The organism is Pedobacter terrae (assembly GCF_900100705.1).
GTDB classification, from domain to species: Bacteria; Bacteroidota; Bacteroidia; order Sphingobacteriales; family Sphingobacteriaceae; genus Pedobacter; species Pedobacter terrae.
Window position 1 is genome coordinate 12,987 of sequence record NZ_FNCH01000027.1, and the last position, 20,160, is coordinate 33,146.

The 20,160-nt window shown below is 36.6% G+C and carries 18 protein-coding genes; 17 read left to right on the top strand and 1 reads right to left on the bottom strand.

All coding sequences use genetic code 11. The features are described from left to right. The first annotated feature begins 126 nt into the window (after positions 1 to 126). From tssD to BLR60_RS22230, 15 genes are all read left to right on the top strand, one after another. The gene (tssD, locus tag BLR60_RS22165) at positions 127 to 522 is read left to right on the top strand and encodes a type VI secretion system tube protein TssD (protein WP_090503945.1); all 396 of its coding nucleotides are present in this window, start codon (positions 127 to 129) and stop codon (positions 520 to 522) included. Between the two features lie 347 nt (positions 523 to 869). Beyond that, on the top strand, positions 870 to 2,732 hold the full coding sequence (locus BLR60_RS22170) for a type VI secretion system Vgr family protein (protein WP_090503947.1): 1,863 nt from the start codon (positions 870 to 872) through the stop codon (positions 2,730 to 2,732). 2 nt (positions 2,733 to 2,734) lie between these two features. Beyond that, on the top strand, positions 2,735 to 2,905 hold the full coding sequence (locus BLR60_RS24980; protein ID WP_167354805.1) for a hypothetical protein: 171 nt from the start codon (positions 2,735 to 2,737) through the stop codon (positions 2,903 to 2,905). Between the two features lie 3 nt (positions 2,906 to 2,908). Next, positions 2,909 to 3,868 carry a T6SS effector amidase Tae4 family protein gene (locus tag BLR60_RS22175; protein WP_090503950.1) on the top strand — a complete coding sequence of 320 codons (960 nt, stop codon included), beginning with the start codon at positions 2,909 to 2,911 and terminating at the stop codon, positions 3,866 to 3,868. 10 nt (positions 3,869 to 3,878) lie between these two features. Next, entirely contained in the window at positions 3,879 to 4,646 is a 768-nt protein-coding gene (locus tag BLR60_RS22180) for a hypothetical protein (protein ID WP_090503951.1), read from the top strand. Positions 4,647 to 4,835: 189 nt separating this feature from the next. Beyond that, positions 4,836 to 5,792, top strand: a complete 957-nt coding sequence (locus BLR60_RS22185) for a hypothetical protein (RefSeq protein WP_090503954.1) — start codon at positions 4,836 to 4,838, stop codon at positions 5,790 to 5,792. A gap of 3 nt (positions 5,793 to 5,795) precedes the next feature. Then, positions 5,796 to 6,275 (top strand): DUF4280 domain-containing protein, encoded by a 480-nt coding sequence (locus BLR60_RS22190; protein ID WP_090503956.1) that lies wholly within the window; start codon positions 5,796 to 5,798, stop codon positions 6,273 to 6,275. Between the two features lie 3 nt (positions 6,276 to 6,278). Beyond that, complete coding sequence (locus tag BLR60_RS22195; protein WP_090503959.1) at positions 6,279 to 8,879, top strand: OmpA family protein; 2,601 nt, start codon at positions 6,279 to 6,281, stop codon at positions 8,877 to 8,879. Positions 8,880 to 8,889: 10 nt separating this feature from the next. Beyond that, positions 8,890 to 9,585 (top strand): hypothetical protein, encoded by a 696-nt coding sequence (locus BLR60_RS22200; RefSeq protein WP_090503962.1) that lies wholly within the window; start codon positions 8,890 to 8,892, stop codon positions 9,583 to 9,585. A 64-nt stretch (positions 9,586 to 9,649) separates the two neighbouring features. Beyond that, a complete protein-coding gene (locus BLR60_RS22205; RefSeq protein ID WP_143009125.1) occupies positions 9,650 to 10,432 on the top strand; it encodes a hypothetical protein in 783 nt (260 codons plus the stop codon). Positions 10,433 to 10,836: 404 nt separating this feature from the next. Further along, positions 10,837 to 11,427, top strand: coding sequence for a hypothetical protein (locus tag BLR60_RS22210; RefSeq protein WP_090503966.1), 591 nt, complete (start codon positions 10,837 to 10,839; stop codon positions 11,425 to 11,427). A gap of 339 nt (positions 11,428 to 11,766) precedes the next feature. Further along, positions 11,767 to 12,741 carry a hypothetical protein gene (locus tag BLR60_RS22215; RefSeq protein ID WP_090503968.1) on the top strand — a complete coding sequence of 325 codons (975 nt, stop codon included), beginning with the start codon at positions 11,767 to 11,769 and terminating at the stop codon, positions 12,739 to 12,741. 3 nt (positions 12,742 to 12,744) lie between these two features. Further along, positions 12,745 to 13,671, top strand: coding sequence for a hypothetical protein (locus BLR60_RS22220; RefSeq protein ID WP_143009126.1), 927 nt, complete (start codon positions 12,745 to 12,747; stop codon positions 13,669 to 13,671). A gap of 206 nt (positions 13,672 to 13,877) precedes the next feature. After that, on the top strand, positions 13,878 to 14,840 hold the full coding sequence (locus tag BLR60_RS22225) for a hypothetical protein (RefSeq protein WP_143009127.1): 963 nt from the start codon (positions 13,878 to 13,880) through the stop codon (positions 14,838 to 14,840). 119 nt (positions 14,841 to 14,959) lie between these two features. Further along, on the top strand, positions 14,960 to 15,421 hold the full coding sequence (locus tag BLR60_RS22230) for a hypothetical protein (RefSeq protein ID WP_090503976.1): 462 nt from the start codon (positions 14,960 to 14,962) through the stop codon (positions 15,419 to 15,421). Here the strand turns inward: BLR60_RS22230 and BLR60_RS22235 are convergent, their stop codons facing one another. Further along, a complete protein-coding gene (locus BLR60_RS22235; protein WP_090503978.1) occupies positions 15,422 to 16,315 on the bottom strand; it encodes a LysR family transcriptional regulator in 894 nt (297 codons plus the stop codon). It lies immediately after the preceding gene. Positions 16,316 to 16,391: 76 nt separating this feature from the next. Between BLR60_RS22235 and hutH the strand changes: the two genes are divergently transcribed. Next, positions 16,392 to 17,927 (top strand): histidine ammonia-lyase, encoded by a 1,536-nt coding sequence (gene hutH / locus BLR60_RS22240; protein ID WP_090503981.1) that lies wholly within the window; start codon positions 16,392 to 16,394, stop codon positions 17,925 to 17,927. An 18-nt stretch (positions 17,928 to 17,945) separates the two neighbouring features. Beyond that, positions 17,946 to 19,952: a urocanate hydratase gene (locus BLR60_RS22245; protein ID WP_090503984.1), complete on the top strand. Its 2,007-nt coding sequence runs from the start codon at positions 17,946 to 17,948 to the stop codon at positions 19,950 to 19,952. Positions 19,953 to 20,160: the final 208 nt, after the last annotated feature.

The window sequence follows — 20,160 nt, forward strand, 5'->3', positions numbered from 1 at the left end:
AAGGTTGAGGGTAGGAAGGTAGAGGGTATAAGGCCTAAAACGCTTAACGCCATACACCATGAGTTTCACTCCGCTCCAACCGCTCAGCGCAAATCATTCATTTAAAAACATTAAAATTTTACTACAATGGCATTCAAAACCCGTTTAAACTTAGGATCAAAAGAATTTGATGTACTACAGTGCAGCTTTTCATTAAATAGAGATGTTGACGCAAAAGGTCGTCCATCGTCAGGTGTTTATGGTGGTACCATCAACATCGAAATCGAGTCTACAGAAGATACTTCAGTAATAGAATCGATGGTTAACAATCAATACAAACCACTTTCAGGCAACATCGTTTTCAAAAAAGGCGAAGAAGATGCAAAAATGAAGGAACTGTCTTTCGAAGATGGCTACATCATCCAATATAACGAGGGTATTGCGGTTAATGACAATACGCCGATGACTTTAAGTTTTGTGGTATCGGCGCGTAAGCTGAAACTAGGCAACGCCGAACACGAAAATGATTGGCCGAAGGCTTAATCATTTTATGCATATCAATTAATTGATACGCCCCGATTTTATCGGGGCGTATTTAGTTCAAAGCGCTTCAGTTAATGTATAGTATATCTAAATTATCATAGCAAGGTTGGGGGGTAGTCCCCGTCAGCTATTTTTATATTAAAGCTCAATGATGTCTGGCCAAAGCAAATATATTGCAATAAAAAACACTTACCTCCCTGGTAAAATGTTTGGTCCGTCATCCGCACACCAAAATCATCTGAACAGTCCTCGTGTAGAAATGGAATCATTTTTACTGGAAAAGTTATGCATTAAAACTCCGCAACTGGATTTAGCTTAGGGTAATTTTGTGATCAAGATTAATCAATATGGAAAAGAAACTCATTGCAGAAATCAATATAGAAGATAAGGAAATTACCCATTTTGCTTCCTTTAGTCTCACACAGGCTTTTAACGAACATCATTATTTTGAGCTGCGTTTTAACCATGATCAAATGGGTGCACCGGGGCTGATTACTTTGGATGATAGCCGCGATTTTGTTGGTAAAACCTTAACCGCATCTTTTGGCCATTCGCCAGAAGGTATGCAGAATTTTGTAGGTCTGGTTTCTAAAGTGGAACTTTCACAAAATCATGGTTACCATGGTGTTTTAATCGTAAGCGGTTATAGCCCGACTATTTTAATTGATCGTGGACCTGATCTGGGCTCTTATCTGGATAAAGATCTGAATGAGATCGTAAAATTAGCTACAAAAGATACGCCTGCAAATGATTTAAAGGTAGTGGCCAATGCCACTAGAGGTACTTCTATTGATTATATTATTCAATACAGAGAAAGCGATTTTGCTTTTTTGAACCGCCTTTCGGCCGAATACCATGAGTGGTTTTTTTACGACGGTAAACAGCTTAATTTTGGTAAACCCAACATACAGAAAGAAATATCGTTGTTTTACGGTAGGGATGTGCAGGAAATGCAATATGCCATGGAAATTGCACCGATCAAAAATAAGCGGTTTTCCTACAATCCAAAGCAGAACGAAATGCTGCAAAGTGAGAGTACAGGTAAGGTAGAAGGTACGCCAGATTTATCGCATGCCGTTAAAGCTTCAAATTTAACTTTTAGCAAAACTTTTAATCAACCTGCTTTAATCAGGGTTGATAATAACAACGATATCAAAAACCTGGTTGAAAATGAAGAAAAGGCCAATACCAGCGAACTTTTAAAAGTTACGGCCAGGGGAGATAACGCAGGATTGAGTATTGGTAGTATTGCTGAAATTACGATGAGCCTGAGAAAAGAAATGGCTTTTACCACCGAAAGTTTAGGCAAATTTCTGATTACCAGCATTAAACACCACATCGACGAGAACGGTAAATACCACAATAATTTCGAAGGAAGAATAGCCACTACCGAACGTTTATTGGTAAAAAACTTTGAAAAACCACAGCCCGATATGCAGTTGGCAGATGTGATTGATAATAACGATCCACAGGGCCAGGGCAGAATTAAGGTGAAATTTAAATGGGAATGTTTAACCAACGATGTGACCGAATGGCTGCGTGTGGTTACGCCGAGTGCCGGTGTAGGTGATAGGGGCAATAATCGTGGTTATTTCGCCATCCCAGAGATTGATGATCAGGTGATGATTGCTTTTGAAGAAGGAAATATTGCGCGTCCGGTAGTGATGGGGAGTGTTTACCATAGTTCCAGTGTAGATAGCAGCCCTTTAATTAAAAACCACCTTAAAAGTATTATTACACGAAGCGGTCACCTGGTTGAGTTCGACGATGATGCAGGCACACAGGGAATAAAGATTACCGATATCCACAACAACATCATCCATATCGATACCAAAGGCAATAATATTACCATCACGGCATTGGAGAACATGACTTTGAACTGCAAAAATATGCAGATTAATGTGCAGGAGAATATGGATGTGAGCGTTGGTAAAGATCAATCTTCATCTATCGGTAATAACCAAACCACCTCAGTAAATAAGGACATCAATACAACAGCAGGAAATAATTATTCACTGAGTGCAACTGGAGATATCCAGGAAAGTTCAGATAAAAGATCAGAGTTTGTTACTAAGGATTTTGTAAGGCAATCTGAAACATCGAACGAACTTGCGAGTGAGATTTCGATGTTCAGTCAAAAAGAAAACATGAGCCTGCAGAGTGGTAAAACCGTAGAGATTAACAGCGCGGAGAAATCAAAATTATTCTAGTTATGGCAATTACAAAACAGTCAAACAATTTGAAAATCAAAGTGCGCTCTGATTATAGTATGGTTGTGGGGCAAAAAGTTGTAAAAATAGCCGATAAGCTAAATGTCGAAGCAGTACACAATAATTTGGTTTTGGCAAGTAACAAACAGGTTGTTGGCGAAGGAAATAAATAGGTTATGGCAAATGTTCAATTTAATACATATACCCCACAAGTTAGCGACAATGATTTTGTTCCAATAGTTTCATTAAACCATTCTCAAGAGTTTATTGGATGCAAACTCAAAGTTCCTTCGAAGGTTAGAACTACAAAATTATCAGGCCATATCGACGAGAATAAAAGAAATCAACGTTTAGATGAAATTATACATAGTGAATCTATGATGATTATTCGTGTTGATGTGAAGCAAGGAAGCAAAAAGGCAAACGATAATAAAGGATATGTAACGGTAAAGTCCAAAGGCTTGAAATTTATTGGCTCGGATAACAAAACTGAAAATGCCAAGCACGAGATTAAACTAAAACAAGCCTATAATTCTATAATTACATTAAAGATAGCTGTTGAAAAACTAAAGGATAAACAAGAATATTATATCGATTTTTTTGCTGATGATGATGATTTATTCTTTTACACATTGAGTAATGTCTTCTGTGGTAGAATAAGTGTAACATATATAGAGCCATTGTTTTTTAAGATATATAAAAATTATCCAAAGCCTTATTCCAATAAACCTTGTACAGATGGACATTACAATCAATGCGCAATTAGAATGAGTATGGCTTTAATTAACTCAGGTGTTCCTTTAACCGGTGTAGTTAATTATACCAACCCTGGTGGTTATCCGTATTGTACTCACAAGCATGTATTGGGAGCATATAATCTTAAAAAACACATTGATAAGCTAAGTTTTTGGGAGAAAAGAATACAGATAAACGGAACAAAAGAGAATGCTTATAATAAATTAAGTAATAAAAAGGGCATTTTGTACTTTGAAAATTTTAAAGAAGAAGTTAATGGGACTATGCAACGAAGAGCTGAATTCAGACACATAGAAGTTTGGGATGGCGTTAAACTAATTAGTGGCTTTGATGGGCAGATGTTTGATGCAACTGAAATAGTTTTTTGGGAAGTTCATTAATCAAAGAATAATGTTATTAAAAAAATATCAATTACTGATTGCTTTTACTCTTTTTGTAGCATGTATTCAAAAGAATGTAAGAACTGATCGTAAAGATTTTAAGAAAACACTTGATATAAAGCTTAAAAACTTTGTAACAAAAGATTCTTTGCTTAATAAAGCAGCTAAAGCTAACAAACAAATAAAATCAAGTATTTGGATTAATCAAAACTTTAAAAAGTATCTTTTAGGCGATACAGTAAGTGTAAGCTCCATATTACCATTTACTTTGACTATTGAAAAAGAACGATTCTTTCTGACGTATAAATACGAAGGAGCCAAAATTTATTCTTCAATAAAAGACGGATCCTTAAAACAGGTTAATGATTCAGTAATAAACATCCATATGAAAAAGCAAAATATTTCATTTTTGAAGACGGTTGCTGATGATAATGGAACACCAGATTTAAGCACTGAACTTAACAGAAGTATATTGGATTATAGAAAACTAACAGCAATAATTGATATAAATTCCAAGGATACCATTAGTCTCGTAGCCACTAAACCAACTTGGACGCACGAAGTATATTGCAGTACTAATACGCACAATTTAAAATATAAAATATTTTATTCATACCCAGTGATTTTTGAAGGAAATATTACCCATTCAAAATATTATTTAAAGGTATACGGGTTATTGCCATTAGAGAAAACCTATGAATTGATACTGAAAAATAAAAAATATGAATTAAGAGATTTGGAAACTTCAAAGATTGTTTATGAATTTTTGATGCGATAACTAAGATTTTTATTTAGTTATAGTGATAAACTTGGAAAAGGTAAATCTTACACCTGTCTCCCTTAAAATAAAGAAGTTAATTAAGCAATTAAATAAATGTAAGTGATTTGATTTAAATTGATCTACTATAAGAATTACCCCTACTCAAGTAGCGTTTTTTAAACTAAATCAGGTTATAATCGTGACAAAATGGACATCTCCAATAAAAAAATATATTACTCAGGCGTAAATGCACTTCGTTTGGATTGGCCTGCTGATTTGTCTGCACATTATGGCGTTTTGATCACTTTCAATGAAGGGGAAGAAAATGCTAATGAAGTAAAATATGAGGTACGGATAACCCGACTAAAACCCGGTAAGGCAGGAGAACCACTGTTTCAGATTGAAAGGATAAGTGACGTTTTTATTAACGAAATTCTGCCAGATCTCATAGCCGATAAACTGGCATATGAACTAGGGAAGGTATTTTATCCATTAATAATAGCAGTTGATCAAAATGGAGGCTTCCAGAGCATTTATAATCATGATGAAATTTTAAAGAAATGGCAATTGGTTAAAAAAAATGTGCTTGATAATTTTGAAGGTCATCTGGTAGAAGATTATGTCTGCCGTATGGAAAAACAGCTTTCCAACCTGGATCAGATACAGCATGCATTTTTGAACGATTGGCTTATCCAAACTTTTTTTAAACCACTCTATAAAGAATATGGACAGAACCGCAATGCCGAATCGACGTATAAATTTCCGATAGCAAAAAATTTCGATGTTGAAGGTTATATAACGGAAGAAAAATTGAGCGGACGGACTAATAGCTTTGGTGCTGTAGAGTTACTGCATAATGGTATCATCAAGCCCCTAGAAGATGAATTATTTATCACCCATAGGCATACAGGTGATTATGTAGGGAATTATTTTTTACACCCTAAAAATAAAAGGATCTTATCAGTAGTTTCTGATTTTAGTTATAGGGCGCAAGAAGAATCAAAAGTAAAAATAAGGATTACGGTGATCCCTGAAAATGGATTCGAGTTCGATCACGATTTTGAATTGGATAGAAATGTTAAAGGCTTGCCGGTAACAGAAATGGTCATGATTGATGGACAATTTCCGAGAAAAGGGTTTTGGGATCGTTTACTAAATAAGTAAAATATGGCAGAGAAACACGTTGTAGTCCAGGGTGCACAATGTATGTGCAAATTTGGATCGGCGCCAGATAAATTAAAGGTGCTAACACATAACAAAGAGTATGCGAACGACAAAGATGGTAGTAAGAAATTGATAGCGACCACTGTAGATATTGGCACAACCTTCGAGAAAAACATGTTTGGTTCATGTTCAAAAATGAACAATAAACCTTGCACTGCAACGGTAACGAAATGGTCGGGTTTTTATGAAGATACCGTATTGACAAACGGAGGGAAAATTTTGCTTGAAGATAGTAAAGCTACCTGTCCGATAGGAGGCACCGATTGCATTGAGATTATTCAACACGGTCAAAAAGCAGAGGCCTCAAAACAAAACTTTGATAACGCAAATAAAGATGTACAATCACAGCTCAACCCCTTGTCAGAATCTTTAGATGAATCTGCAAATAATTTTAGCGGTTTAGAAGCGAGTGTTAAAGCATAACGTATGGCAAAGGGAATAAAGAAAATTGTTTGGACTGGCGAAGGTAAAGTATATAATGCCAAGAAAGGATCTATACCCGGTCAGTTAATGGTAGTCGCCCCTAGTGAGCGCATTTGGTTTAAAATTGGCGAATGGGAGGCTGGAACAACAGAACAGGATAAAAAGAAAGATATAAAATGGGCAATTTTTAATCAAAAAGGAATTATTGATTTTCAGAAAACAATCCCGAGCCATTTTAAATATGGCTTTAAAATTCCCAGAAAACTTTGTGGTCCCTATTTATGGTATGTTGAGGCAAGCTGGAGTGGAAACTTTGATGGCAAATCAGGACTGAAAGTTAGGGGCGAATCACCAGCGAGGATTGTAGATAGCAAATGGTCGCAGAATGAGGGGGGGGCAGATGTAAGAAAAACTTATCAATTTTCCTATGGCGAACTGATCTGGCTGAGACTAACTACTGAAGGTTTGAATGGCTACAACAACGTAGAAGTTCGTGTATTCAGAAGATTGCGGAGCATGATGGGGCTGTGGCCAAAAGATGACGAAGTAACACGTAAAATTTACCGGGTAAATATAATCGATGGTGAAATCAACTTAAAAATTCCCAATACCTATTCCTGGTATCAATCGATGAAAGATAGGGAAAATGTAGAAGAATTTTATGTACGTGTGGTACACCCTGTAACTGGTAAATATATCGAAGATACAGGGGGAGAGGGGGATACTGCCCATGCCCGGTTTTTAAGGATAAAAGACAAGGTGAAATCGCAGGTAATAGAAAAACCCCAAAACAGAACACCTGTTACCATTTACCAACCCGATAAAAACGAGCTTAGGTTTGAACTGTGTAAGTTTGAGCAGATTAATTTGACTGAAGAGGGAGGGAAACCTGAACTTATTTTTGATAATGGAAAAGGAATTAAGAACATTGCAGATAGGAGAGAAAAAATTGTAGAATCTATTCACTTTAAGTTCGATAGTACAGAATTATTGCCTGAAAGTTTAAAACAGCTCAATAACATTTTGAGATTTTTATTGGAGCATCGTCATAGCACTATCAATCTCGACGGTTTTGCCTGTGTAATTGGAAAACAAAATCACAATAACATATTATCACAAAATAGAGCAGTAACCGTTAGGGAATTTTTTGTGAAAGGAAAGTTAGATCCTAAACGGATTACAACCACTGGACACGGAGAGGTAAGACCTACTGACGATAAAATGGGACGTGATAATATCAAATATAAAAATGAATATGAATATGTAAATAATAGACGTGTAGATATTGCATTTGAATATTACGGTCACAATGCAGAAACTATTATTTACGAAACAATAGCGGGCAGTAAGCCCAAAAAAATTACGATAGAGCCAATAAATTTCGATACCAAAGCCTGTTTTGAACGTAAAAAACACAGCAAAATCATTAAGTTGATCAATGTTGATTTAAATGCTGAAAGTGAGGGAAAAATTACGGTTCCAGCAGTATCTACGATGAGTAAATTTAACGTTGTCCCATTGAATTATATCTGGCCAAGGCGAGATGGCATAAAGAATATCTATTCCATTCATATTCACACCTGTAGATATTACTCTGTTCCAAATAAGGAGACATTAGCGATACATGTTTATTCTGACATTAAGTGGACATTGGAATTTAAATGGTCTCATACGCAGCCTTTCGCCTATTCTTATGGTAATAAACTATACGGATATGAGTTAAAAAATGCTCAAGATAAAGCCATTGGATCCGCTATAGATGCAGAGTGGTCTAAGCGATACGGGGAAATGGAGCAAAAGTTTGAGTTATCCCTAACGGGAGAATGGACTTCGGCAAGTGGCAGCAAACAAAAAATAGAATTTGGTAAGGAGTGGGCAGAGCGTATTGCAAAAACATTGAAAGTTATCAATCAGGTTAAGCAGATGGCTGATCGCGTATCAAATTCCAGTTTAGCCAAAGGACGTTTTATGTTTGAAGTTAAAGCACCTGTCTTGGCCGTTTCTGCTCAGTGGTACCTTAAAAAAGCAAATCGTGTCGTAGGCGAGATCGTTGAGATCGGAGCAGATACCAGTCCTTTGATTGAGGCAGATATAAGTATCGATCTTATAGACATTGTGCTTAAATATGGTGGTAATGCAATATGTCCTGGAGCCGGAGAGGTGCTTGCATGGGTGAAAGATAAAATGAACAAATATGTCAAAATTACGTTTATAGTAACACTTGGCGGTGCAATTAACGTCTCAGGCAAAACGATAATTAATATCCGGTTTCCAAAAGAAACAACCGGTGAAGTAAAAATCACTGGTGAAATAAAGGTTAGTATCGAATTTAAAGCTACCGCAAAAGCCGAAACGGCAAGCATGGGTGTTTCAGGAATTTTAAAAGCTGATGCTAAAACAAGTGTTACTGGAGGTGTAAAAGTTGGCGCAAATAATAATGGTGTGTATGTTGCTCCTGTAGCAGAATTTGGTGGAATCAAAGCAACTTTTGTTGCTGCGACAACTATTAAGTTTGGCTTTATTAAGCGAACTTTCAGTTATGATGGAGAGGCGGTGCTTGTGGAAAAGGACGAGGTTAATTTTAAAGAGCATTATCTAGTTTAATTTTTTATTTATGAAAAAAATTATCGTTATTTTATTTTGTTTGGTTCTATGGAGTTGTAGTCAAAAAAAACTTGATTTAAAAGATCTTATAGTTGGTCAAAAACCAAATGTTGATCTCTCTGTTTTTACAGATAATATCAAAGAGCAGAGTGGACGTTTCGAAATGCCTACTGAAAACGGTGTTCAACTAGTTGATAAAGGCGAAAAAGTAGTGTATTATTATTATGCGGGTAATAAAAAAGTAACTTTCGATAAGGCTAAAATCGCAGATGTTTTAGAAACCAAAGTTGTAACCTATAATGGTTTAGTGAGTTTTATAAGCGTGCATCCCGATAATAAAGATGCTGTAAGTTTGCTTAAAGATTTGCTCAAAACTTACAGTATCCCTGATTCGATTTCCTATGATACAAGAAAATTCACAGATTCAGACAGGGAAACCGCTAATGTTTTAAAAAATGTATTACCACGTTATGTAAAGGAGGTAGCAGATGAATTTGATAATAAGTCAACACAATATCCCCAGCAGTTTTTTTGGAGCAAAAATGATATACTTACCCACATAACAATAGATCCGACAAACGCAAATCTCAATATGTCTGTTAAGATTGTAACCAAACGAGCTTATATGGACCACATTGTTCAAGAATATGCAAGACCGCTGTTAAAAGAATATGATAGTCCCCTTGCCCATCTTTTTAAAAAATAGTAGATCATCCAATTTGAGTATCTGACGAGCAAAGACTAATAGTTAGTTTGTACATAAATTACTAATGATGAAAGAACCATATTACCTTTTAGATTATAATATATCTCTAACTAATTTCGATATATTAATCAACGGTGTGCTTGCATTTTCGCATGATAGCGCAGGAAGCATTTATTCAAATTATCCTATCAATCATTTAATTTTAAGTTCTGGTTTGCAGCAGATTGCTATTAGGTTCAGGCCATTGGCTAATGTATCCTCTATACATAAAGACGCAAGCGCTATAATTAAAGTACAGTATCTGGATGCTTCTACAATGGATCAGGAGCAGCTAACAACCGTATATGAGTATAAAATGCCAAAGGCTGAAAGTGATACATTACCAATGTTAGAATCAATAGGCGAATTTAAGGCAGAAGTACCCTACCGGTTAATAGGCTGGAGTGATGCAAGTATAATTGATATTAAAAATGAAGTTACTCTTGAACTGATACATAACTATTACCGCCGTATTCATACCCTTTTTAAAGATAAGGATGTAAATGCACTAGCGCTGCTATTAAAAAAAAGGTATGAGGAGACAGATACATCTATGTATCTGGAAGAAGATAATATTGTCGCGTTAAATAACATTTTCAAAATGATTGATGCTGAAGGTTATGTGATGCAGGATTTTCCGGATGTGCCCAAGGTAGTGTTTTACGCAAAAAATAGAGTAATAAACTTAATTAGGGAAGATAAATCTCCAATTATTTCTTATCTAAAAAAGGCTGAAAACGAAGAATTTGGTTTTCCTTTTTACATATACCTGCCAAAAGGTAATACTGGGTTCGAAATTATTCGTTAGATGCACAATTGCCACGATAAAAATTATGAGAGAATAATGGCTTTAGCCACTATGTTTTTTTTAGCTGTAATGCTCAGGCTAAGGATGTAGAAAAAGGATTACAGGTAGTGGGACAAGGGAGATGAAAAATCGTAGTATCAGGTAAACCCATAGGAAAGCTATATAGAATTCACTAAAAATGGTGAATTATTCAAAATACAATAGAAGGAAGTGAACAAGTTGTTTCAAAAATGACATATAGAATTAGCAATAATAAAATTTACTATAAAGGAAAGGCGATGTGAAATGAGGAATTTGACTCTAACTTCTCCTTTAAGGGTGACATATTGATTATTGAAGCCAGAGGCGAAAAGACTAAATATACAAGAGTAAATAAATGAGACTTGCAAAAAACTTAAATCTAAATGAATAAACTTATCGGTATTATTCTAATTGGTTGCCTTGTGGTATCGTGCAGTTCAAAAGCTGATCTGGAAGCATTGAAATTAGATGAAGATATATCTAAAGTTATTGAAGGGCATAAGGAATTACGTAAAAATCTTGCAGGAAGCTATGGATTAAAGGGCTACTCGTCTACTAAACTGGATGGATTTAAAATTGGAAGTGTCAAAATATCATCCTATGAGGTTCCAAAAGGAAATGTCTCCGATCATAGTGATTTATGGATTTATATAGATAATTATAACGCTAAAAAGCTTTTAGGATACAAATATTCATCCGCTGATGAGGAAGAGAGTGAAAAAATATTAGATTATTTAAAATCAAAATACAAAGGCTATAAAACAAATATAAATAAAGTGCATGGAGATTTCTATTTCTGGGACCTTCCAGAAGCTAACAAATGGATTTTTGTAGATCAATATGATTGTGTTAATCACATTCAAACCAACTTTACTATCGTAAAAAGAGGGCTTCGTATTGAAGATTCAACCAGCAAATCCGTAAATACGATTTATGATGATTATAAAATGGGCTACCCTGACTTACTAAAATAGTGGTAAAAAAGTTAAATTAAGGTTATAGTGCTGGTATTCTAACAGAGAAAATATTTATGATCATAATATTCCTTTAGATGGAGCATATAATTTTCTGTTGGCAAAAGTTTGTAAAAGAGAAGCTTATGGTGTCGCACAGTTAACCTTCAATAAGCGTTAGATATTAATTTAAATGGTTATGCTTAGGAGCAAAGTTGTTAAATATTCATTCGATGATGTCCTATGTCGATTATGGAAATTAACGTATGCGAGAAAACGAGTAAAGGGATAAATGTTAAAGTAGGTAACCCTTTTATTGGATGACTAATAGGAGTACGCATAAAGGTAAATTGAGTAGTTATGACAAATGTTAAATTTGGTGATTATAAACCACAAGAAGATCCTAAAGATACCTTACAATATGTTTATTATACACGTGAAGGAGAATATCTTGGCGGGATTGCAGGGAGTGCTAAAATATTTACGACAACCAAAGAGAAATATGATCAGGCTGTAGCTGCAAAAAATTGGGACGCCCTTAATGTAGATGCAAACCTGGTTAAGTATGATGATAAAGCACTTTTACATTCAGACTTTCGCTACATTGCCTATATCGTTAGTCATGAATCTGGTAATGCTGATATAAAAGAGCTCAGATGTGTAGCCTTTACCAGTCGTAACAGGGCGGTTTCCACCAAAAAAACGTGGCGCTCACTACTTGCTTCTGGATACTCTTCAGTACCAAATAAGAAAGAGCTACCAGATAATAATGATGAAAAATCGAAACTGGCGAGATATGCTGTATTGGATGTTTGTTTCGGGGTTAAAGATATTACAGATGGAGCTGAATTTTGGGATGGAACCGATTTTCTTGCTTGGGGCAATTCTGAAACAAATCCATACAATAAACTGGGACAAAATAAATTTGATGAGTATAAATTCGTTGAGATTCCCAAAGCCATTTACGATGATTTTGTTGCTGCGAATGGTACGTCAGCCAGATATAAAGATAAAGGCAACCATAATGCCGATACAGATCAAGGTACACACGAACACCTGAAAAAGAAAGTTAAAAAACCTGTACTTGGCCCGGATGGCAAGCAAGTAAAAGGTGCGGATGGGAAACCTCGGTTTAAGGAAGTTGAAGTTCCGGACAGAATTAAGTATTCCGTTCCATCAGCCGACTTTCAAGATCAGCAATACTGGACGAGTGGCAATTTTTACTACGACACCAATGTGAAGGCTACGAACGGTATTTCGGCTACCATCACTGCTGGGAAAAGTATTTTCTGGAAATTAACACCCAACCGCTTAACCGCTGCAACTGCAAAATAAAATATGAACAAGTTTATATCGGTATTTATACTTCATTTTTTGATTATTTTTTCCGTAGCTGCACAGCAGTTGCCTAAAAAGGCTAACTCCTATCACGGAATTTTATTAACGCAATTAACCGAAGTTAGATCTGAGCAAGGCAATGAAAAAGATACCACAAGGATATTATATATTCAAAACAGTTCAAAAGATAGCCTTTTTGTATATAAATTTGCTGAAGGTGTAATCTCCGAAGCTACTGCATATTTTTTAACAAGTAGTAGCAAAGGCCTTTATTTAATCGCTAAGTCTATATTAGGTAACGCGGATACCCTCAATAAGCTGCAAATTAAATTTTCTGATGCCAAACATTTTATGCTCATTAATCAACAGGATAAATATCTGTTATATCCGAAAATTTACGCATCGGTTAAACAGGAAATAAACGCTAAACATACTATTGTTGGTTTATTTAATCTTTTAGAAGATTATCTGGAAGATTATTCTATTCGTGATGTTTATCCGGTCTTATTATCTGAGGATCGGGCAAGATGGGGTAAAACTATTCAGCAAGCAACGGTTACCACACAACGGAACCAATCAGATTTTAAGGATACCTGGGAATACAAATATCAGTATAATAGCCAGGGCAAACTTGCATCGGTTAAAGCTAAATCAGCAGAGGAAACGCATTTTAGTAAGAAAATGAGTTATATCAACTCCGGCACAATCAAAATGGATATTTACCGGAATAATGAAGATCGTCAGACTATATCAAGAAAGGCCATCTATAGTCCATTAAGTAATAATCAGCTTAACCTAACCGATCAAATTGAAGAAACAGGTCAAAACAAAGAAACATTACTGATTACAAAAATCAAAAAAAGAAATATAGGAAAAGTAAAATCTTTATACCTATCTCCGTTGGAGGTAAAGAAGTTACTAAGATAGTTAAATGAACGTTAACGATTCGATTTAAATGATCTATATAGCAGCTCGTTTATACGGCTTAAAAAAAATCATATCACACAATTAGAAATAGAAAGTAGCAATTAATTTTTTAGGCTTAGCTTGGAAAATGCAATTTTGAAGCGTAAAAATTTTTAAGTAGCTATCCCACGTTTCTATGAAGCACATTTATAATTTTAATACAGGAAATGATGAATAGGTTGATAAAATTGATTGCATTAGGGATTTATATAGGTTTAGAATGTTGTGCACAGAACAAAAAAACTACAGCAGCTGAAAATAAAATCGTGGGAAAAACAGGATATCAAACGGAAGGTGTTTTATTTAAATTAAAGCATGAGCATTTAGACTGTTCCTACGAAATATTATTGAATGACATGCTGATAGTTACTTATTTTGGATTAGGTGAAGGATCGGGTTTAACGGTAGAGCTCAACCAGTATATTTTGAAGCCTGGAAAACAGGAAATAATAATAAAAATGTTTCCTGCAAAAAAAGAGGAAAACCTTTTTGTCTCATCTCTTTCTAAGAACTCCTTTGTTAAAATAGATATTACAAAAAACAAGGAGCCGATGACTATGCTCGATCAGCTAAATGCTAAAGGTAAAGGAAACGAATATAAGTGGGAAACATTAGTATATAAAACACCTCAATTAGAGAAGCCTATGCCATATTCAGAATATAAAACTTCATTTGAAGTAGATGCTAAAGACGTTAATTGGAAAATTGTGGGGTGGAGTAAAAGTAAAAAATTAAGCAATGATCCAAATATCCGTAAAGAAGTTGATGAGTTTTATGACAATTACAAAAAGGTATTGGAAGAAGGCAATCAAAATAAATTTCTTTCATTAGTTAGAAATACAATTTATGAAGAAGCAGCATCAAAACCCTGGAATAAGGAAATTGAAAATCAGCTTACCAAGAATATGAGCGATTATGCCGTTGAGAAAAGAAATTTTATATATCCATGTAAGAAAGCAGCGTTGAAATTTTTTGGAAATGGGAGAGTGGTAACTTTAGTGTGTGCAGATACACTTACTTTAGGATATTCTCCGCTGATTTCTAAGAATGCTAAAAATATGATGCCCAAATCACACACCTTCTATCTGCATAAACCCGAAGGTAGCGATAAACTCGAAATTATCAGGTGATAAAAGAAAGTTTGTTTTATCTTTTTCTTAAAATAGGTCCTTAACTTTTATTTCTGGTATCGAACTTAAATAATAAGACTTTGGAAGTACTTTTAATCAGATAATTTATATTGTAAGATATGTTTTATAAAATCTATTTAGAAAATAACGATCTGATTATTGAAACATTCTTTTTAAAGGAAAAAATTGCTATTGATTCAATTGATGACATCATTATTTTCTATAATCGAAGTTTTAATAAGCATAAACTATTTACTTACTTTAATAAACCAGTACAATATGAACTAACCAGAAAATCCTGGTTTTATCAAATGTTATTTCAAATATTTTTAGTTTTTAATACAGAAAAGTTTAGAATTTACCGGGTTTATGAAAACGAAATCATTACCCTAATGTTCAGCTTGTTAAAGTCGTACCTTCCTACACTCATTGAAACCAAAGATCTGGATTTAGCCCATAGTTTTATATGGATGACTGAGGATGAGGGTGGTCACTTTAAGCAAACCAAACTTGTTTATAGTAGGGAAGGCTTAGGTTTAAAAGGAGTAATGTTGAAGCATAAGATATTGATGCAGAAATAGCTAAGTATTATCTTTCAACAGCAACCTAATCACATTTTTTAGTGCAGGATTCCGGTTAGATTCCTTCCAGATCATATACAGTTCCGTTCGTTGCGGAATATGGGTAAGCTCTACAAACTTTACATTTTCCTGGTAGCCATATTGCAAGCCTGTAGGTACAATGGCGATGCCTAAGCCTTCCTCCACCAATTTATAAATGGTGAGCGCATTAACAGATTTATGATAGGTTTTGGGTTTAAAGCCATGATCCTCACAAATGCTCATCATCAGGTCATAATAAAACGGACTGTCATCACTGGAGAAAAAAATAAAAGGTTCGTCGCCCAGTTTTTTTACTGCTTCAAAACTGGCTTTTTTCATCGGATGGCTTTTGGGCAATACCAGCGAAAAGGTATCCTGATGGATCATGTGTTTAGAAATACCAGGATTAAACTGCTGTATCCTCACAAAACCGATATCAAGCATATCTTTTTCTAACAACTCGATCTGTAGCTTGTTGGGCATTTCATCCAGATTGGTGCTGATCTTCGGAAAATCTTTGTTCAGTTTAAAAATGACTTCCGGTACGATTTTCTGTGCTGCGGAGCCTAAAAAGCCGATGCGGAGTTCGCCCTGTTTACCCTCATTAATATTGCTGATCTGTTTTTTAATATTTTCGATATGGCTGAACAAAAAATCCACTTCATCTTTAAGGTAGAGGCCAGCTTCGGTGAGTGTTACTTTTTTCTTATTCCGATCGAAGAGGGGCGCATTGAAAATTTCTTCCATCTGCTTAATCTGCCGGCTCAGTCCGGGTTGTGAAATAAATAAGCGGTCTGCAGCTTTTCTAAACTTCAGTTCCTCTGCTAAAACCTGAAAATATTTTAAATGCCTAAGCTCTATCTGATAACCCATGGTTATTAAATGATGATGTAATTGGTATTTATAGCTATCAAATATAGGGCTTATTTTTGTTTAAAACCTTCATCACATGAGCGCACAACAGATTTTTAAGTATGGAACTGATCATTTAACCGCTAAATTGGCTTTGGCCATTGGTAATGGCGAAGTGAAAGGGATATTAAGCGAAAGTACAAGGGAGAAAGTGCTAGAAAGTAGCAAGGTGGTAGAACGGATTGCGGTTTCGGGTAAGGCTGTTTATGGAATCAATACGGGCTTTGGTCCGCTTTGTACTTCCATGATCTCGGCTGTTGATACCCGGAAACTGCAGGAGAACATTTTAAAAAGCCATGCTGTTGGTGTCGGTAAGCCAATAGATAGTGAAATATCAAAACTGATGCTGGTGTTGAAACTACAAGCATTGGCACAGGGCTTTTCAGGCATTAAAATCGAAACGCTCGACCGAATGATCTGGTTTTTGGAAATAGGTGCTACTCCGGTTGTGCCTAAACAAGGCTCTGTCGGTGCTTCTGGCGATCTTGCTCCGCTTTCTCACCTGTTTTTGCCATTAATTGGCTTGGGTAAGGTTCATTATAAAGGCAAAGTTATCGCTACAGCTGAACTTTTAAAAGAGTACCAGATGGAATCTTTGCAATTGGGGCCAAAAGAAGGTCTGGCTTTAATTAATGGAACGCAGTTTATCGCTGCGCATGCCGTTAAGGTAGTACAACGTTTGGAAAATGTACTTTCATCTGCCGATATTATCGCTGCATTGATGATTGAAGGCTTACAGGGATCAGAAAAACCTTTTCATGCAGCGCTCCACCAACTGCGGCCATACCCTGCAAATATTGCTGTGGCAGAACAGGTGCGTAAACTATTGGAGGGCTCTGAAATTATGAAATCGCATGCCGACTGCGCTAAAGTACAAGATCCGTATTCTTTGAGATGCATTCCGCAGGTGCACGGCGCTTCCAGAACAGCCTGGTTGCATTTAAAAGAAGTTTTAGAAATTGAACTGAATTCAGTAACCGATAACCCAGTGATATTTAATGATGATCTAACCGTTAGCGGCGGCAATTTTCACGGTCAGCCATTGGCTTTACCGCTTGATTACGCCTGTTTGGCGGCATCCGAAATCGGGAATATAAGCGATCGCAGGATTTATCTATCCTTAGAGGGTAATACCCCCGGTGTGCCGAAATTGCTAATGAAAGAAACCGGATTAAATTCAGGTTTCATGATTGTTCAATATACATCAGCAGCACTGGCCAGCGAGAATAAGGGTTTTTGTTTCCCGGCCAGTGCCGATAGCATCCCCACTTCTTTAGGTCAGGAAGACCATGTAAGCATGGGCTCCATTAGTGGACGTAAAGCACTTCAGGTGATTGAAAACGTAGAGAAAATTCTAGGGATCGAACTATTTTGTGCCGCACAGGCGGTTGATTATCATCATCCATTAAAACCTGGTAAAATATTGACTGCCGTACATGATTTTGTCCGGAGTGAAATTGACCACTTTGAAGAAGACCAGATTATGTACGATAGGATGGAAAACGCCATCGAAATGGTAAAGAAAGGTAAGATTGTAGCCGTTGCCGGCAAAGCAGCGTTGGCATTAAATTAAGAATTTAATTTTCAGATTATGAATTTTAAAGCACAGGTACAGGCAGGCATTCCTTCAATATTGCCTGCAAAAAAAGATAGAAATCCCATGTTGAACCACGTGCCGGTAAGAAGAGCAGTATTAAATGCTGAGGAGAAGAAACTGAGCATCAAAAATGCTTTACGTTATTTTCCAAAAGCATGGCATCTGGAATTGGCGAAAGAATTTTTGACTGAATTGGAAAATTACGGACATATTTACATGTACCGTTTTATGCCTGATTATGCCATTTATGCAAGGCCGATAAACGAATACCCATGTTGTACACCACATGCGGCGGCGATTATGCTCATGATCCAAAACAATCTGGATCCGGCTATAGCGCAGCATCCCGAAGAGTTGATTACTTATGGCGGTAATGGCAGCGTGTTTCAGAATTGGGCACAATATCTTGTAACCATGCAGTACCTTGCTACGATGACCGATCAGCAAACGCTGAATATCTACAGCGGGCATCCGCAAGGATTATTTCCCTCAAATGCTGCGGCACCGAGACTTGTGGTTACCAATGGCATGATGATCCCTAATTATTCCTCGCCAGAAGATCTTGAAAAATTTAATGCTTTAGGCGTAACCCAATATGGGCAAATGACAGCAGGTTCGTATATGTATATCGGTCCTCAGGGTATTGTTCATGGAACAGCCATTACTTTAATGAATGCTTTCCGTAAAAAAGGGTTTTATGGGAAAGCTGTTGCCGGTAAAATCTTTCTAACAGCCGGCTTGGGCGGTATGAGTGGCGCACAAACCAAAGCAGGAAACATTGTAGGCTGTATTACGGTGTGTGCCGAAGTGAATCCAAAGGCTGCAATCAAGAGGCATGAACAAGGATGGGTAGATGAACTTGTAGAGAATTTAGACGAACTGGTAAAAAGGGTTTTACTGGCCCAAAATGAAAAACAAACGGTTTCATTGGCCTACATTGGTAATGTGGTTGACGTTTGGGAACGTTTTGACCGGGAAAATATTGAAGTGACGATTGGTTCCGACCAAACTTCTCTGCATAACCCATATGCTGGGGGCTATTATCCGGTAGGTTTGGGCTTTGTAGAGGCTAATGGAATGATGGCCAATGCGCCTGACAAGTTTAAATTTCACGTACGGGAATCATTAAAAAGGCAGGCAATAAGTATTAACCATCATACTGCTAAGGGGACTTATTTTTTCGATTATGGAAATGCCTTTTTGTTGGAATGCAGTAGGGCAGATGCCGATGTAATGGGGCCAAATGGAATAGATTTTAGATACCCTTCTTATGTAGAAGATATTTTAGGTCCGCTATGTTTCGATTATGGCTTTGGTCCATTTAGATGGGTTTGTGCCTCGGGCGATGAAAAGGATATTGATTCAACTGATCGCATGGCGAAAGAAGTGATGGAAGAAATAAAACTTACCTCACCTTCAGAAATACAACAGCAATTGCAGGATAATATTAATTGGATTAGTGCTGCAAAAGAAAACAGATTGGTTGTGGGTTCAAAAGCCCGGATTTTATATGCAGATGCTGAAGGAAGGACAAAAATTGCTTTAAGATTTAATGAGGCTATTAAAAAAGGAGAATTATTGGGGCCAGTGATACTGGGAAGGGACCACCACGATGTAAGCGGAACGGATTCGCCTTTTAGAGAAACCAGCAATATTTATGATGGCAGCAGGTTTACCGCCGATATGGCCATTCATAACGTGATTGGTGATAGCTTTAGGGGTGCAACCTGGGTTTCGATCCATAATGGTGGTGGTGTAGGCTGGGGCGAAGTAATAAACGGTGGTTTCGGATTGCTGTTGGATGGAACGGAACAGGCGGCAGAAAAATTGCAAAACATGCTTTTTTATGATGTAAACAATGGAATTGCCAGAAGGAGCTGGGCCCGAAATAAGGAAGCGCGCTTTGCTATTGAACGGGAGATGGCACGTACGGGTAATTTGAAAGTTACGCTCCCAAATTTGGTTGATGAAAAATTATTAAATGATTTGGGCTTGGGCTAGCTGTTGACGCCGTCTGCCTTATGCTGTCAGGCTGAACGTAGTGAAGAATCTTTGCCTAGAGAGAAAGATGCTTCGTTTCACTACCATTAACAGAATCTACTAGTCCGGTCGTCATCCGAGAGCCATCGGATCTCACGCATGCGCGAACCACGTAGGAGTGCTCAGTGAAGCTAATCTTAAAGCGCCTGCATTAAGATTCCCAATTAAG

Excerpts from the sequence above, each read along its gene's own strand:
- BLR60_RS22175 (WP_090503950.1), top strand. The coding sequence starts at position 2,909 with ATGGCAAATGTTCAATTTAATACATATACCCCACAAGTTAGCGACAAT.
- BLR60_RS22215 (WP_090503968.1), top strand. The coding sequence starts at position 11,767 with ATGACAAATGTTAAATTTGGTGATTATAAACCACAAGAAGATCCTAAA.
- BLR60_RS22180 (WP_090503951.1), top strand. The coding sequence starts at position 3,879 with ATGTTATTAAAAAAATATCAATTACTGATTGCTTTTACTCTTTTTGTA.
- BLR60_RS22235 (WP_090503978.1), bottom strand. The coding sequence starts at position 16,315 with ATGGGTTATCAGATAGAGCTTAGGCATTTAAAATATTTTCAGGTTTTA.
- tssD (WP_090503945.1), top strand. The coding sequence starts at position 127 with ATGGCATTCAAAACCCGTTTAAACTTAGGATCAAAAGAATTTGATGTA.
- BLR60_RS24980 (WP_167354805.1), top strand. The coding sequence starts at position 2,735 with ATGGCAATTACAAAACAGTCAAACAATTTGAAAATCAAAGTGCGCTCT.
- BLR60_RS22220 (WP_143009126.1), top strand. The coding sequence starts at position 12,745 with ATGAACAAGTTTATATCGGTATTTATACTTCATTTTTTGATTATTTTT.
- BLR60_RS22200 (WP_090503962.1), top strand. The coding sequence starts at position 8,890 with ATGAAAAAAATTATCGTTATTTTATTTTGTTTGGTTCTATGGAGTTGT.
- BLR60_RS22170 (WP_090503947.1), top strand. The coding sequence starts at position 870 with ATGGAAAAGAAACTCATTGCAGAAATCAATATAGAAGATAAGGAAATT.
- BLR60_RS22205 (WP_143009125.1), top strand. The coding sequence starts at position 9,650 with ATGATGAAAGAACCATATTACCTTTTAGATTATAATATATCTCTAACT.
- BLR60_RS22225 (WP_143009127.1), top strand. The coding sequence starts at position 13,878 with ATGATGAATAGGTTGATAAAATTGATTGCATTAGGGATTTATATAGGT.
- BLR60_RS22190 (WP_090503956.1), top strand. The coding sequence starts at position 5,796 with ATGGCAGAGAAACACGTTGTAGTCCAGGGTGCACAATGTATGTGCAAA.
- BLR60_RS22185 (WP_090503954.1), top strand. The coding sequence starts at position 4,836 with ATGGACATCTCCAATAAAAAAATATATTACTCAGGCGTAAATGCACTT.
- BLR60_RS22195 (WP_090503959.1), top strand. The coding sequence starts at position 6,279 with ATGGCAAAGGGAATAAAGAAAATTGTTTGGACTGGCGAAGGTAAAGTA.
- BLR60_RS22245 (WP_090503984.1), top strand. The coding sequence starts at position 17,946 with ATGAATTTTAAAGCACAGGTACAGGCAGGCATTCCTTCAATATTGCCT.
- hutH (WP_090503981.1), top strand. The coding sequence starts at position 16,392 with ATGAGCGCACAACAGATTTTTAAGTATGGAACTGATCATTTAACCGCT.
- BLR60_RS22210 (WP_090503966.1), top strand. The coding sequence starts at position 10,837 with ATGAATAAACTTATCGGTATTATTCTAATTGGTTGCCTTGTGGTATCG.
- BLR60_RS22230 (WP_090503976.1), top strand. The coding sequence starts at position 14,960 with ATGTTTTATAAAATCTATTTAGAAAATAACGATCTGATTATTGAAACA.